The sequence below is a fragment of the Acetoanaerobium noterae genome, from assembly GCF_900168025.1.
Lineage (GTDB): Bacteria > Bacillota > Clostridia > Peptostreptococcales > Filifactoraceae > Acetoanaerobium > Acetoanaerobium noterae.
Map to the genome: position 1 here is coordinate 1 of NZ_FUYN01000006.1, position 15,953 is coordinate 15,953.

Genomic DNA, 15,953 nt, shown 5'->3' on the forward strand with positions numbered 1-15,953 from the left:
CTGGCGATAGCCATTTGAAGTAATCAGTGCTAGATAAATTGCCCGCTCGACTTGCATGTGTTAAGCACGCCGCCAGCGTTCATCCTGAGCCAGGATCAAACTCTCAAATATAATCCTTAGTCTCAGTAAAAATTTACTGACTTGGTTGTTGTTCATAAATGGTGTGGTTTTTAATCGAAATTAAAAACTATTTATGGTTTACTATCCAGTTTTCAAAGTTCATCTATTAATTCGTATTTCCTCTTTCGAGGCTTTTCGTTTTGCCTCTCGCTGAGGACATGTATTAATATATCATGCCCCTAATTAATCGTCAACACTTTTTTAAAAGTTTTTTTAAAAAGATTAATATTTTATAAAATTCCTTTGAAATCGCAGTGTTGTATTCACAATAATAACAGATTTCCTAATAGAATGTCTATAATTTAAAATGATATTATTTAGAAACTATTTTATAATTGTATTATTAAAAACTAGTTTATATGGATATAATTAAATATAACATAATTGATATTTTGAGTTGAAATTAATATTTATAATAAGGATGGTGCATACATGAACATAATAATTGCTGATGACTCTAGTTTTGTAAGAACTATAATAAACAAGATAATTTCAACTGAATTTCCAGATGCTCAAATAAAGCTATGTACAAATGGCAAGGAAGCTTTCGATGCTTATATGGATATTAATCCTGACTGGCTAATAACAGACCTCCTGATGCCAGAGATGTCTGGGCAGCAACTTTTAAGTGCTCTAAATGCTGAGGGTAAAAAGGGAAAGTATATAGTAGTTTCTGCAGATGTTCAAAAAGGTACAAAAGAAGAAGTGGAAGGATATGGAATTGTTACATTTATTAATAAACCGCTTACTCCCGATAAGCTTCAACAGCTTATTAATTTGATTAGGGGTGAATAGGCTATGATTAATGAACTTCAAAAAGACTTACTTAAAGAGTATATAAATGTTTTCATAGGTCAAGCCGCTAATATGCTTTCTGAAATGGCCAACCAAAGAGTACTTCTTTCAGTTCCTGAGGTTGAAATAGTGAATATGGCCGAAGAGGAAGTTTTATCTCATGAGCTCTTTTCTCATGGTCATATAGTTTCTTCTTCTATGAAGTTTGGTAATGATTTTTCAGGAAGAGCTATGCTCATTTTTCCTGCGAAAAAAGCCAAACTGCTAGTGGATGCCTGTATGGGTATGGAATCAGAAGAAATACAAGATGAAGAGTTTCATCTTATAGATACAGATTTTGACGTACTAAAAGAAATAAGCAATGTAATCTTAAACTCAGTCATTGGAGAGTTTAGTAATCTGTTAGACACTACTGTTGAATTTTCTATCCCAGATGTTGAACTACTTTTTGTTTCAGAAAACGAGCAGAAAATGTATTTAAAAAATGATATTTATATGCTTATGCTATATACTAGCTTCCAATTGGCAGAAGCAGAAGTTGAAGGCGTTGTTATAGTCGCCTTGGGAATGAATTCTTTAAATAAACTAATAGATAAAATTAATGAGATTCTAGGTGAGATGTAAATGACAAAGTGTTTTTATGATCTTTTGGATAAACTTAAAATTGGAATTGTTCTTTTGGATAGACGCCACCGAGTGATTTTTTGGAACGATTGGATGAGTAAGAAGACTGAGCTCTCTGCCGACAGTGTGCTTAGCATGCCAATTGAAGACCTTTCCTCAAAATTCGCTTCTTCTAGATATAGTAGTATATTAGATACTATATTCGAAACGGGGCAGTCGCGATTTTTATCCGGTGCAGTTCATGGCACTTTTTTTCAGAATGCAGAATTTCAACCAGATTATGAAACAAAGCAGAATCTACAAATAGAAAAGGTAGATGAGCATACGCTTCTAATTCAGGTTGAAGATTTAAGCGGACACTATATGAAGGTAAAGCAAATGAAGAAATTTATAGAGCACTTGGAAAAGGAAAATGATGAGATTAAGCAGCTCGAGGAGAAATCTAGAAGGATTGCCATGCACGATACCCTTACTGAATTACCAAATCGATTAAGCTTTCTTAATAATCTTGAGCTTAAGCTAAACGAGCTTAAAAATAGTAAGTCTAAAAAAAATCTTGCAGTATTTTTCATAGATTTGGACGACCTTAAGAAAATTAATGATACCTATGGTCATAAAATAGGTGATGAAATATTAAAGGAATTTGCTAACAGAATATCTTTATTGATGAAAAACTGCTATTCAGATTGCTTTATCGCTAGATTGGCTGGCGATGAATTTGTTCTTTTTAGCGAATCAGATTCTGGTATAGAAAAGTTTGAAAATCAAGCAAATCTCATATTAGAACAAATTCATCCTTCTTTTAGCATAAAAAATCATATCCCACTGAGAATCAGAGCATCTATAGGGATTAGTATTTATCCTAATGATGCAGTGACTGTTGACGAGTTGATCGATAAGGCCGATAAAGCTCTTTACAGAGTAAAAACCTCAGGGAAAAATGGATATGAATTTTATAAACAATTATAATTGCAAACCTCAGAAAATAAGCTCAAATTAAAAGAGCTTAAAAATCTGGGGTTTGTTTAGTTGCAAGCTCTGCGTTATGTTAAGTTCTTGTCAAATTTTTCTGTTTATTAAGTGTTAAATTGTTTGAAATTTCTAATTTATTATTGAAATTTGGACTCAATCTTGCTATACTTTACTGTAACAATGTGCCAAAAGCCTATAAGAAACGTTTTCTTTATGCTAAGTTCATTGTAATACAAACATTTTTGCAAGGGAGGAATGAAAATGAAAGAAGGAAAGGTTAAACGAGAGGCCACGTTATTTGAAGCACTTATTCCTATATTAGTACTTATTGGCGTTTTGGTACCATCTATTATGATTTATGGAGAATCTCCACATATTCCAATAGTAATTGCTGCTATGGTTGCGGCTACAGTTGCTATTTTACGTTTGGGATATTCTTGGAGCGAGCTTGAGGACGGCGTACTTAAGACTATAAACATGGGTATGCAAGCTATTCTTATTCTTATGATTATCGGTATGATTATAGGAACGTGGATTCTAAGTGGTGTTGTTCCTACAATGATTTACTATGGATTACAAATCCTATCACCTGGTATTTTCCTTGTTGCAACTGCATTAATCTGTTGCGTTGTATCACTAGCTACTGGTTCTTCATGGACTACTGCTGGTACAGTAGGTATTGCTCTTCTAGGCGTAGGGCAAGGTATGGGAATGCCTGCTCCTGTAGTTGCTGGTGCTATCATCTCTGGAGCATACTTCGGAGACAAAATGTCACCTCTATCAGATACTACTAACCTAGCTCCTGCTATGGCTGGTTCTACATTATTTGATCATATTCGTCATATGGCATTTACTACTGGTCCATCTCTACTTATCGCTCTTGTACTTTACGGAATCATGGGTGCAGGATATGCTGGAAAAGAACTAGACACAGCACAAATTCAAGAAATTCTAACTACTTTATCTTCATCATTCAACATTAACTTTTTACTTCTTGTTCCACCAGTACTAGTTATAGCTATGGTTGTATTTAAAGTTCCAGCTATACCTGGACTTATAGGTGGAGTTGTACTTGGTTGTGTATTTGCTGTATTATTCCAAGGCGCAGATTTTGGAGCTATTCTTTCAGCATCAAACGACGGATTCGTATCAGAAACTGGAGTTGCTCTTATAGATGACCTACTAAGCCGTGGTGGTATGCAAGGTATGATGTGGACAGTTTCACTTATTCTTTGTGCTCTTACATTTGGTGGTATTCTAGAATCAACTGGTATGCTTGGCGTTATTGCTGGAAATATATTAAAGCTTGCTGTAAATACTGGTTCTCTTGTGCTTGCAACAGTTCTTTCTTGTTTCACAGTTAACTTAATAACTGGTGAGCAGTATCTTTCTATAGTTATTCCAGGAAGAATGTACAAAGATGCTTATGCCGAAAGAGGATTAGCACCTGTTAACCTTTCTAGAGCACTTGAGGACTCAGGAACGATTACATCTCCACTTATTCCATGGAATACGTGCGGTGCGTTTATGTATGGTACTTTAGGAGTTCATCCATTCGCTTACGCTCCATATGCATTCCTAAACTTAATAAATCCATTTGTATCTATATTCTATGGATTCACTGGAATTACTATGATTAAGATGACTGAAGAAGAAAAAGCTGCATATGCCGCTTCAAAACTTCACGCATAAATCTAAAATAATATAATTATTTATAGAGCTACCCTAATTAAGGGTGGCTCTTTTACCATGAAAATGGTTTTGCTTTAAGGAGGTATCTCAATGAGACTAACATATTTAGGTCATTCTGCCTTTATTATTAACACTGATAAGCACAACATAATAATAGATCCTTTTGTAAAGGACAATCCTTTGTGCAAGTTAGAGCTTTCAGAGCTTCCTAAAATTCATTACATTCTAGTTACTCATGGTCATTCTGATCATCTCGGTGATACTGTAGAAATTGCAAAGCGTCACAATAGCAAGGTTATTTGTAATTTTGAAATAGCTCAGTATCTAGATAAATACAATATAGACTATCACGCTATGCATATCGGAGGAAGAGTAGCTTTAGATTTTGGAAAAGTAAAAATGACACCAGCTATTCATGGCTCATCAATAACCGAAAGCACTCATATAATCTACGCTGGCGTTGCCTGCGGATTTCTAATTGAGATTGACGGTGTTAAGCTTTACCATGCTGGTGATACAGCTTTAACCTATGATATGAAGCTCCTAGAAAGAGAAGCCATAGACTATGCTATGCTTCCAATAGGAGGGAACTTCACTATGGACTTAGAGGATTCTCTTCACGCCTTAGAACTAATTCGTCCTAAAAAAGCAATTCCAATGCATTACAATACATTTAACCTTATAAAAGAAGATCCTAATAAGTTTAAAAGTCCTTTATGCGAAGTAGTGATTATGAACCCTAACGAGACCTTAGATATCTAATTTTTTCTATTAATGGAGTAATAAATCCTTCTAGTTCTTCAAATAATAGAGCAATAACTCTTCTAAGGTTTTCAGAAAATCTTCCTATATTAAAAATCAAAAGCCTATGAAGATAGTTTAACAACTATTTTCATAGGCTTTCTTAGCTAAATTCATATTTTTAAACTGCTTCTATATTCTTCTTTTTGAGTAGGTTGACTAAAATTTTATCCCAAAGCACAAAGACGGATTTCAGCACTGGAACTCCCATAAGCATACCCATAGGTCCGAAAAAACCTCCGCCTATCATAATGGCTAAAATAATATAAAACGGCGAAACTCCAACTTTATCTCCCAATATTTTAGGTCCTAGTATTATTCCATCAAACTGCTGAAGGCCGAATATAAATAGTGTTACCCAAAGTGCTTGGATTGGACTATAAAACAGTGTTATCACAATTGCTGGAACTGCTCCAATAAAAGGTCCGAAATAAGGTATCATATTAAAGATTCCAACAACTATACTAAGAAGTAATGCAAATCTTACTTTTAGTAATGATAAACCAATGAAGCATAAGATTCCTATTATCGTAGAATCAATAAGCTTTCCTACAAAGAAATTAGTAAAAATACTGTTTACTTCATTTCCAAAATCAATAGTCTTATCTGCATTTTCTCTTCCTAAAAAAGCATAGAGATTTTTCTTTATTCCTCTTATAAACTTTTCCTTGTCAGCTAGCAGATATACAGAAATCACTAAGCCAAGTAGCATCTTTGCAACTCCAGACGTAATTCCTATAATGCTAGCCACTACTCCTGTAAGAGTTAAATTTAAAAAATCAACGGCTCCATTAAATATGGAATCTAAGTTATTAAAAATATAGGTATTTATGCCAAGCTGCTCAAGTAAATCGTAGTCAAGGACCTGCCTACTTATCCACTTTTCAGTAGCTTCAATATAGCTGGGAAGCCTTTCGATTATTTCAGTAATATTTTTCACAATGACAGGTGTAACTATGGTAATTGCTAAAGTAAGTATCCCAACAAAAAGGATATAAACTATGATTAAGGAAATCGGTCTTGTTATTCGATTATCCAATTTTTCAAGCGCTACCATCAAGGGATTTAAGATATAGGCTGTAGCAAATGCCCAGAAAAAAGGCGACAATATAGCCCAAAGTACAGCGAGTTGACCCAAGAAATACTTATGATTGTCTACTATCTTGTACATTAAAAAAGCGACCAGCAAGATGAAAAATATATTTAAGTTATCTTTCTTAAAAAGCAATCCTATCCCTCCTAAAAATCCTATATTAACTAGTATTTCTATATTATACGACAGAAAAAATATTTTACTACTGTTTTATTTTAAATTTAATCAATTTATAATTTTTAAATCCATCTATTCCTAGTATAATGATTATATTGTGATATTCGATAGTTAAAAAGGAGAATAATATGACTAGAAAAGTATTGATTCTTTCAGCATCTACAGGTGGTGGTCACAACCGAGCTGCCAGAGCTGTCCAAGAAGAGGCGGAGAAGCTGGGTCTAGAGTGTAAAATAGTAGATTCGCTTAAGTTTGTCAGCAAAATGGTAGATACTGTTATTTCAAAAGGCTATGAGACATCTGCTCTTTACACTCCAAAAGCCTATGGGGGAATGTACAGAATATCAGATACAAAGGTTATGCGTAAGGGAATGGATAAAAATCTACTTCTTAAATTTATAACTAAAAGGCTTTGGAAGTTGATTCAGCAGGAGCAACCAGACTATATAGTGGGAACTCACCCTTTTCCTGTTATGGCTGTATCAAAATTAAAGGAGTATGGCTACACAGTGCTTCCACTTTACTCTATTATAACTGATTATACTATTCATAGTGCTCACATTGCAAAAGAAGTAAATGCATATATAGTAGCCGATGAATACATGAAATCTCTGCTTGAAAAAGAAGGTGTTTCTTCTGAAATAGTATATCCTTATGGAATACCTATAGAAAAAAGATTTCTAGACGTTATAGATGCTTCATCGACTCGAAAAGAGTTTGATTTGAAAGATAAGTTTACTCTTATGTTGATGGGAGGAAGCTTTGGCGCGGGAAATATAATAGATGTGCTTTCCGATTTGTTAAAAATAAAAGATGATATTCAGATTATAATTGTCTGCGGCAGAAACAGTAGCTTATACTCCAAGGTAGAACGTTATCTTCAGACAAACAATAAAACCAAGGACATTTTACTTTTGGGCTTCACAGACAAAATGAACGCTCTAATGTCAGTAAGCAACTGCATAGTCACTAAGCCTGGTGGTCTTACAACTACAGAATGCATACTCAAAGAGCTTCCTATGATAATACCTTTTTTTATACCTGGACAGGAAAAGGACAATCTGGATTTTCTGCTTAACAATGGCCTAGCAATTAGACCAACTGGAACCTTTCCTCTAGATGTAGTAGTAAAGACACTCTATGATTATCCCGAAAAGTTAGAGAGAATAAAGATTTCAATGAGAATGGAAAAAAAAGAAGGGTCTGCTGAAAAAATAGCTTCATTATTTAAGTAGAAGCTATTTTTACATTTATGTAAAATTACTAATAAATCGCTAAATTATAGTAAAATATTAAACATAAAATTAAAGCCGAGCAGATTATATGCTCGGCATTTTTTTGGTAATGTGTTTTTTCACTCATTAAAACTCATACTCATCATACCCTGGCTCATACGGGTCCTCTTCATAATCATACTGAAAATCCTTTTGATGATTTTTAAATGCTTTAAGAGGTTTTTGCTTAAACTCATTCTTCTTTTTAGCTGAAAGCATCTTTTCCAAGTGGTCTTCGAATTCATCTACTTTCTTTTTTGATTTGGCGCTTAAACTCTTGTTTCTCTTTTCCTTTAAAGCACTATAAGTTTCAAAATCAACACTATTTTTCATTTTTTGCCCCCAAAAATCCTTTCTAAGTATAAATATATACATTTATAATTTCCCCTTTATTATAAAAGAATAATCTGATAAATTCAATAATTTTTGCTATGTTTTCAACGTATTTTCTACTTAAATTTATATTTTCAAAAACTGTGATTTGAATCACTGCATTTAATTTAAAAAATGAATATAATCTATCATTATCATAATGTTTATTTTAGATATATAACTCAAGGAGATGATTATATGGAAAATTGGCAAGGGTTTAACAAAGGAAATTGGACTGAAAAGGTAGATGTAAGAAACTTTATTCAGCTTAACTATACTCCATACACTGGAGATGAAAGCTTTTTAGCTGATTCAACATCAAAGACAAAGCAGCTTTGGAATAAAGCAGAAGCAATGATTAAAGAAGAAATACAAACAGGTAAAGTTGATATAGATACTGATAGATTCTCAAGTATAGCTGGATACGAGCCTGGATATCTCGATAAAAACAACGAGCTTGTAGTGGGATATCAAACTGATGCTCCTTTAAAAAGAATAGTAAATCCTTATGGTGGCTATAGAATGGTACATGATTCATTAGAGGCTTATGGCTTTGAAATGAATAAAGAGTTAGAAAGCTCATTCAATGCTTTTAGAAAAACACATAACCAAGGTGTATTTGATGCTTATACTGATGAAATGAAGGCTGCTAGAAGTGTTGGACTACTTACTGGACTTCCTGACGCTTATGGAAGAGGCCGTATCATAGGAGACTATAGAAGAGTAGCACTTTATGGAATAGATTTTCTAAAAGCAGAAAAAATCAAGGACAGACAAAATCTAAAAGGTCATGCCTGCGCTGCTACTATCCAGCTAAGAGAGGATCTTTCTGAGCAAATCAGAGCTCTAGATGATATCAAGGCTATGGCAGCAGCTTATGGCTACGATATTTCAAAACCTGCTAAAAATGCTCAGGAAGCAGTTCAGTTCTTATACTTTGGATATCTTGCAGCAATCAAAGAAAATAATGGAGCTGCTATGTCTCTAGGAAGAAACACAGCATTTTTAGATATCTATATAGAAAGAGATATGAAAGCTGGCATCTTAACAGAAATGCAGGCTCAAGAATTAATGGATCAATTTGTTATAAAGCTAAGAATGGTAAGACATCTACGTACTCCTGACTATAACGATTTATTTGCTGGAGATCCTAACTGGATAACAGAATCAATCGGCGGAATGGGAGAAGACAATAGAACTCTAGTTACTAAAACTGCTTACAGATTCCTTCATACTCTTACTACATTAACTCCTGCTCCAGAGCCAAATATGACAGTGCTTTGGTCAGAAAATCTTCCAGAAGCTTTCAAAAAATATTGCTCAAGAATGTCAATCGAAACAGGTTCTATTCAGTACGAAAACGACGATATCATGAAGCCTATCTATGGAGATGACTATGCAATAGCTTGCTGTGTGTCTGCCATGAGAGTAGGAAAAGAAATGCAGTTCTTTGGAGCTAGAACTAATCTAGGAAAAGCTCTTTTATATGCTATAAATGGTGGAGTAGATGAGCTTAAAAAAGCTAAAAACGGTCGTCCAATCAAGCTGATAGAAGGTATTAATGCAATTACAGACGATGTACTAAACTATGATGAAGTAAAAGAAAACCTAGATAAAGTAATGGAATACCTAGCCGAGCTTTATGTAGATACAATGAATACTATCCATTATATGCATGACAAATATGCTTATGAAAAAGGCCAAATGGCTCTTCATGACAGCAAGGTGCATAGATATATGGCCTTTGGCGTTGCTGGAATTTCAATAGTTGCTGACTCTTTAAGCGCTATCAAATACGCTAAAGTTAAGCCTATCAGAGATGAGCACGGAATTGCAATTGATTTCGAAATCGAAGGCGATTTCCCTAAATACGGAAATGACGATGATAGAGTAGACCAAATAGCTGTAGATGTAGTTACAAAATTCAGTAATGAGCTAAAGAAAACTCCAACCTACAGAGATGCTGAGCATACCTTATCAGTGCTTACTATAACTTCAAATGTAGTATACGGAAAGAAAACAGGTTCTACTCCAGACGGACGTAAAGCTGGAGAGCCATTTGCACCAGGAGCAAACCCAATGCACGGAAGAGATGAAAACGGGGCTCTTGCATCACTTAACTCTGTTGCAAAATTGCCTTACTGCGAAGTATGCCAAGATGGTATTTCAAATACTTTCTCAATCATCCCTTCAGCACTTGGAAAACAAGAATCTGAAAGAATAAACAACCTAGTTGGAATTATGGATGGATATTTTGCGCAAAAAGCCTTCCACTTAAATGTAAACGTACTAGACAGAAGCTTATTAATAGATGCTATGGAAAATCCAGACAAATACCCTACACTTACAATTCGTGTATCTGGATATGCCGTGCATTTTAACAGACTTACTAATGAGCAAAAGCTTGAGGTTATCAACAGAACTTTTCACAAGAGTGCTTAATTTTTACTTTCGAAAGGAGATATTATAATGCAGGGCAGACTACATTCAATAGAAACTATGGGGCTAGTAGATGGCCCCGGCATTAGAACAATATTTTTTCTGCAAGGCTGTCCTCTTCGCTGTGCCTATTGTCACAATCCAGACAGCCAGAACATGTTTTCTCAAAAACATATATCTCCTGAAGAAGTACTAAAAACCGCTTCAAAATATAAAACCTACTACAACAGAACTGGCGGTGGCGTAACCTTTTCTGGTGGAGAGCCTCTGCTTCAAGGTGAATTTTTAGTAGAAACCTTAAAGCTTTTAAAGGAAAATGGCTTTAATACAGCTATAGATACTAGTGGTTATGGAGATTCAAAATATTACGATGAGATATTAAAATACACTGATGTGGTTCTACTTGATATCAAGCATTTTGACTCTCCTGGCTATAAAGCCCTAACTGGCAAATCTATGAATGGTTTTTATGAGTTTGCTTCTAAGCTAGACAGTTTTAAAGGAAAGGTATGGATTCGCCATGTAATGGTTCCTGGCCTAACAGATAACGAAGCTGCTATAAATAAATTATTTCATGAAATTGCCCCTTTAGCTCATATCATAGAAAAAATAGAAGTTCTTCCCTATCATAAAATGGGACTCGAAAAATATGAACAGCTTGGAATGACTTATACAATGACTGACGTAGAAGAGATGAACGAAGACAAAGCTAAATACTATGAGAATCTTTTAAATAGTATGTTACTTGAAGAAAAAGAAGAAGTCCTTGCCCGCAAAAATATTATTTAGTATACTACAATATAAAGTTTGAACTTTAAACTAAATATTATTAAAGTAGGTGATTGTGATAGGCCATTGTTCTATTGGCAATACGCCATGCGAGGTATGCAAAGGCAAGGCATGTATCAAGAAAACTCCTTTGTTATCCAGTCTAAATAGACTCGAAATAGAAAAAATCTCTGAAGGAGTAGTTTTTAAAGATTATAAAGCTGGAGAAACAGTATTTTCTATAGGCGAAAAAGCTGATAAGCTATATATTGTATGCTCTGGAAGAATGAAAATTTACAAATATCTATCAGATGGACATGAACAGATTCTATATATATATTCTCCTGGTGATTTTATAGGGGCTTTTAACCTTTTAAAGGAAGACGAGTTTGAATTTAGTGCAGAGGCTCTAGAGGACATGACTATTAGCTGTCTATCAAAGGATACCTTTGATCAGATAATCTTAAAAAATCCTACTATTACTCTGAAGATACTGGAAAAATCCTATGAGAGAATTAAAGCTGCTGAAAGATTGGTTGAAAGACTTTCTGTTAGTAGTGCTGATGCAAAGGTAGCTGGACTATTATTAAATCTTATAAACGATTTTGGTTCTAAAAATGAAAAAGGCATAATGCTTAACCTTTCTATAAACAGAGAAGAAATGGGAAGCTATGCTGGAATATCAAGAGAAACTATGACTAGAAAGCTCAAGCTATTTAAGGAGTTAGGCTATATAGATTTCATAGGAAACAAAAAAATACTCATACTAAATGAACAAGCCCTAAGAGACCTACTATAAACAAGCCATATGGCTTGTTTATTTTTTTTGTCTAGACACATCTCTTGTTTATGTTATAATATTCCCATTAGTATTTTACTAGCTTACTATTGTATTCCATGCAAATACATTTTATCGGTAAAATTCTAAAATTATAACTACGGAATATAATCAAGGGGGATATCGCAATGTATAAGGGCTTAATTGATAACTACAGAGAATTTTTTAATTTTAATAAAGAAACGGTTCCTGTGACCTTAAATGAAGGCAGGACGCCACTGATTCGAGCAAATAATCTAGAAACCCTTCTAGGTATAGATATAGAGCTTTATTTTAAATTCGAAGGACTTAATCCAACGGGCTCTTTTAAAGATCGTGGAATGACAAGTGCAGTTACAAAAGCTGTAGAAGACAATAGCAAGGCTGTAATTTGTGCTTCAACTGGAAACACATCTGCATCAGCTGCAGCCTATGCTGCTAGAGCAGGATTAAAATCCTATGTCATTATTCCAGATGGAAAAATAGCTAAAGGCAAGCTAGCTCAAGCTGTAGCTTACGGCGCTACTATACTTGCAATAGATGGAAATTTTGATGTGGCGCTAGATATGGTTAAGGAAATTTCAAGCAAGCATCCTATAACTATGGTAAATTCACTTAATCCTCATCGTATAGAAGGCCAAAAAACTGCTGCCTTTGAACTCTGCGATGATTTAAAAGTAGCTCCAGATTATTTATTTATTCCAGTTGGAAATGCAGGTAATATCACAGCTTACTGGAAAGGCTTTAATGAATATCATAAAGCTGGAAAAATTTCAAAGCTACCTCAGCTTATGGGCTTTCAAGCATACAACAGTGCTCCGCTAGTGCTTGGCCATCCAGTTTCAAATCCAGAAACTGTTGCTACAGCTATAAGAATAGGCAATCCAGCAAGCAAAGATAAAGCTCTTGCCGCTATAAAAGAGTCAAACGGAAATATAGATAGAATTAAGGATGAGGATATTTTAAAAGCTCAGTTTTTACTTTCTACATCAGAAGGAATATTTGCTGAGCCAGCTTCATGTATATCTCTAGCTGGTCTTATTAAAGCTAAGGAAGAGGGCCGTGTAAACCAAGGCTCAAAAGTAGTCTGCGTATTAACTGGAAACGGTCTAAAGGACAGTGACATCATACTAGACAACCCTTATGAATACGCCACCTTAAAATCTGATTACAAGGTCATCGAGGATTATATTTTAAGGGGGAATAAGTAATGTTTAAAGTAAAAGTACCTGCAACAAGTGCAAATATGGGACCAGGCTTTGACTGTATAGGGATAGCTCTGGATTTATACAATGAAGTAGAGGTTTATGAATCAGATAAACCACTTCATTTCATTTGGGAATGCGAGGAAGAGGAAGTTCCCGAAAAAGAAAACTTCATTTATACAAGCATGATGGATGTATTTAAGGAGCATGATTTTCCTATTCCAAATGTAAAGGTCATAGCTAGAAAATGCAATATACCGATGGTAAGAGGGCTAGGAAGCAGTTCTGCTGCTATAGTAGCTGGACTAACTCTTGCCTATGCTCTTATGGGAAAAGACTTTGACAAGGATTTACTAGCTTATAAAGCCTGGGTAATAGAGGGACATCCAGATAATGTAGTTCCTTGCTTTTTAGGTGGTATGACTATTTCTGTAATGGATGAAGGAAAGCCCTACACTACTCATGTTCCTATAGAAGACAGGGTGAAATTTATGGCTGTTATTCCTCCTTACAAAACAGAAACCAAGCAAAGCAGAGAAGTTCTCCCTAAAGACTACACAAGAGCAGATTGCATCCAGAATGTGTCTAGGGCTTCTATGATGATTAATGCATTTAACTTAAAGGACTATCATCTGCTTAGAACGGCTTTTGGCGACAGGATTCATCAGCCTTATCGCCTGCCTCTTTTAAAAGATGCTGCTTATGTATTTGAGCTTTTCAAAGAAAATGGTGCAATAGGAGAATTTATGAGTGGTTCAGGCTCTACACTAATGGGAGTATTTTTAGATGATTGCCAAGATAGAAAGCTTGTAATAGAAGAAAAGTTAAAGGCTATCGATCCTTTATTTAGAGTAGAATTACTAAATGTGGATAGATCTGGAGTAGTGCTTTCTAAGATTTAAATCAAATTTCAGTTGAATAGGTTTCAAATTCTCCTAAACGAGGTATCATTTTAATGAGGAAGAAGGTGAAACTATGGACACTGAAAAACGCAAGCTATCAAAATCTCACTACAATTTTTTATCATCTGAGCTTAAATATTTGAATAATAAGCAAATACTAACTGAATCTCAGGTTCAAAGCTCTCTAGATATGTATGAAGCTCATTCACCCTATAGCTTTACTAGAGTTATCTTAAGTATAGCCTCAGTGCTGATTGGACTAGGTATTTTAACGTTTATCGCTAGTAACTGGGAAGATTTAACTGCATGGTTTAAATTTATTTTAGTACTAATTTTTCTAGCTTTATCTAGCTTTGCTTCACTTGCAACTGAAGAGAGCTATCCTAAAACCTCCAGAAGCTTACTATATTTGACTGTTCTTATATTTGGAGGAGGAATATTTTTAATTCAGCAGATATTCAACTTAACCTTCCAAAGTACAGCTGAGCTTCTAATTTGGGGACTTGCTATACTTCCTATAGCTATAGTCTACAAAGATTTGGTTATACTAGTTGCATCTCAAATGCTTATATTTTCATTTTTAGTAACCTATGATATGCCTATTTTTGCTTTGATTTTACTCTTTGGTATATATTTCGCTTTATACCACAAGCTAAATTATGCTCACGGCGAAAATTTCCTATCTAGCTTAGCTTTTGTTATATCAGCGCTTGGCTTCTTGATGAAGCTAAACATAGTCTTAGAAGTAGATGAGCATTTAATATTTGCAAGCTTCTTTATATTAGGCTTAGTCATGGTATATCTTAAAGACATCAAACCATATGCTGTAGCTGTAATAAATTCAATCGGAGTGCTTGTAATTTTAGTTTCTGGAATATTTTTAACTATAGATTCGACCTATTATCTTTTAAAGCCAAACGATGAAATGATAGCTCTAGGCTTTGCATTTTTCTACAGTTTACTTTTGTTATATTGGCTCAAAAAAGGCAAAATTTACTCCATCCTACTAATATGCAGTATTATTCTTAGATATTATTTTGACCTTACTTTAAAATTTGCATCTAAGTCCCTCGTTTTTATAGTAGCTGGCTTAATCTTAGGAGCTTTTGGCTTCTGGTTTGAAAAGCAGCGCAGAGAGGGGGTATCTAAAGATGACTATTAAAAATTTAGATAAAAAGAAACTCCTTGCTCTTGGACTTTTGTTTTTGATATTAATAGGATTTGGCTCTATTCATCTAGTAGCTGAAAATTATGGAAAATCCTTATATCTTGAAACTGTTCCTTACGACCCAGTTGATTTGTTTCGAGGAGATTATGTAAATTTGCAATATGAAATTGAAAATCTCGATATGGATTTAGTTGACAAATCCATGTATGAAAAGGTAAATGAATCTGGAAATATCTATTATAAAATACACGATGATGCTGGATATCTAATATATGAAGAAGATTCTAATCCTCTTAAGGCTATCTCCCTTGTCCCTGATAGACCTAGTGGTTCAAATTATATTAAAGCAAAGCTTTTCTATATAGATGAATATGCTAAGAAGGCAAGACTGAGCATAGGATTAAATAGATTTTATGTGCCTGAGGGAACTGGAACTGAGCTTGAGAATTTATCAAGACAAGGTAGACTAGTTGTAGAAATTAAGAAGCTAGGACCTTTCTATACACTAAAAGATATTTCAAAGCTAGAAGAAAAATAGAATAAATGATATTTTAAAATATACTCTCAAAATTGATATTGTAATCTAAATTACTTATCTATTTTGAGAGTTTTTTTAGTAAGTACTCTAGTAAAATCAAAATACTTTATATAAATTACTACTTCTTATTTTAATTGTAAACCTATTTATTTTATAGGTTGACTATGTATTGTTAATCTCTTATAATTAAAGCAGA

General features: G+C 34.2%; 15 protein-coding genes and 1 rRNA gene. 13 read left to right on the top strand and 3 right to left on the bottom strand.

What is annotated here, in order from left to right; genetic code table 11:
• Window positions 1-111, bottom strand: a 16S ribosomal RNA gene (locus B5X47_RS13890); the annotation flags it as partial.
• A gap of 441 nt (window positions 112-552) precedes the next feature.
• Between B5X47_RS13890 and B5X47_RS10715 the strand changes: the two genes are divergently transcribed.
• The 5 genes from B5X47_RS10715 (at window position 553) to B5X47_RS10735 (ending at window position 4,965) form a co-directional block, all read left to right on the top strand.
• Window positions 553-915: a response regulator gene (locus B5X47_RS10715; RefSeq protein ID WP_079590144.1), complete on the top strand. Its 363-nt coding sequence runs from the start codon at window positions 553-555 to the stop codon at window positions 913-915.
• Window positions 916-918: 3 nt separating this feature from the next.
• Window positions 919-1,539, top strand: a complete 621-nt coding sequence (locus B5X47_RS10720; RefSeq protein ID WP_079590145.1) for a chemotaxis protein CheX — start codon at window positions 919-921, stop codon at window positions 1,537-1,539.
• A gap of 93 nt (window positions 1,540-1,632) precedes the next feature.
• Complete coding sequence (locus B5X47_RS10725) at window positions 1,633-2,508, top strand: GGDEF domain-containing protein (RefSeq protein ID WP_159446468.1); 876 nt, start codon at window positions 1,633-1,635, stop codon at window positions 2,506-2,508.
• Window positions 2,509-2,772: 264 nt separating this feature from the next.
• Window positions 2,773-4,203: a Na+/H+ antiporter NhaC gene (nhaC, locus tag B5X47_RS10730; RefSeq protein WP_079590147.1), complete on the top strand. Its 1,431-nt coding sequence runs from the start codon at window positions 2,773-2,775 to the stop codon at window positions 4,201-4,203.
• Window positions 4,204-4,293: 90 nt separating this feature from the next.
• Complete coding sequence (locus B5X47_RS10735) at window positions 4,294-4,965, top strand: metal-dependent hydrolase (RefSeq protein ID WP_079590148.1); 672 nt, start codon at window positions 4,294-4,296, stop codon at window positions 4,963-4,965.
• A 160-nt stretch (window positions 4,966-5,125) separates the two neighbouring features.
• Here the strand turns inward: B5X47_RS10735 and B5X47_RS10740 are convergent, their stop codons facing one another.
• Window positions 5,126-6,232, bottom strand: coding sequence for an AI-2E family transporter (locus B5X47_RS10740; protein WP_079590149.1), 1,107 nt, complete (start codon window positions 6,230-6,232; stop codon window positions 5,126-5,128).
• A gap of 170 nt (window positions 6,233-6,402) precedes the next feature.
• Here B5X47_RS10740 and B5X47_RS10745 point away from each other — a divergent pair, with 170 nt between their 5' ends.
• Window positions 6,403-7,509 carry an MGDG synthase family glycosyltransferase gene (locus B5X47_RS10745; protein WP_079590150.1) on the top strand — a complete coding sequence of 369 codons (1,107 nt, stop codon included), beginning with the start codon at window positions 6,403-6,405 and terminating at the stop codon, window positions 7,507-7,509.
• Between the two features lie 126 nt (window positions 7,510-7,635).
• Here the strand turns inward: B5X47_RS10745 and B5X47_RS10750 are convergent, their stop codons facing one another.
• Window positions 7,636-7,881: a hypothetical protein gene (locus B5X47_RS10750; RefSeq protein ID WP_143215811.1), complete on the bottom strand. Its 246-nt coding sequence runs from the start codon at window positions 7,879-7,881 to the stop codon at window positions 7,636-7,638.
• A gap of 237 nt (window positions 7,882-8,118) precedes the next feature.
• Here B5X47_RS10750 and pflB point away from each other — a divergent pair, with 237 nt between their 5' ends.
• From pflB to B5X47_RS10785, 7 genes are all read left to right on the top strand, one after another.
• Window positions 8,119-10,362 (top strand): formate C-acetyltransferase, encoded by a 2,244-nt coding sequence (gene pflB, locus B5X47_RS10755; protein WP_079590152.1) that lies wholly within the window; start codon window positions 8,119-8,121, stop codon window positions 10,360-10,362.
• A gap of 27 nt (window positions 10,363-10,389) precedes the next feature.
• Window positions 10,390-11,148, top strand: coding sequence for a pyruvate formate-lyase-activating protein (pflA, locus tag B5X47_RS10760; protein ID WP_079590153.1), 759 nt, complete (start codon window positions 10,390-10,392; stop codon window positions 11,146-11,148).
• A 55-nt stretch (window positions 11,149-11,203) separates the two neighbouring features.
• Window positions 11,204-11,926, top strand: a complete 723-nt coding sequence (locus B5X47_RS10765) for a Crp/Fnr family transcriptional regulator (RefSeq protein ID WP_159446469.1) — start codon at window positions 11,204-11,206, stop codon at window positions 11,924-11,926.
• A gap of 167 nt (window positions 11,927-12,093) precedes the next feature.
• Complete coding sequence (gene thrC, locus B5X47_RS10770; RefSeq protein WP_079590155.1) at window positions 12,094-13,155, top strand: threonine synthase; 1,062 nt, start codon at window positions 12,094-12,096, stop codon at window positions 13,153-13,155.
• Entirely contained in the window at window positions 13,155-14,051 is an 897-nt protein-coding gene (thrB, locus tag B5X47_RS10775) for a homoserine kinase (protein WP_079590156.1), read from the top strand. Before thrC ends, thrB begins: the two co-directional genes overlap by 1 nt.
• Window positions 14,052-14,124: 73 nt before the next feature.
• Complete coding sequence (locus B5X47_RS10780) at window positions 14,125-15,213, top strand: DUF2157 domain-containing protein (RefSeq protein ID WP_079590157.1); 1,089 nt, start codon at window positions 14,125-14,127, stop codon at window positions 15,211-15,213.
• Window positions 15,203-15,757, top strand: coding sequence for a GDYXXLXY domain-containing protein (locus tag B5X47_RS10785; protein WP_079590158.1), 555 nt, complete (start codon window positions 15,203-15,205; stop codon window positions 15,755-15,757). Before B5X47_RS10780 ends, B5X47_RS10785 begins: the two co-directional genes overlap by 11 nt.
• Window positions 15,758-15,953: the final 196 nt, after the last annotated feature.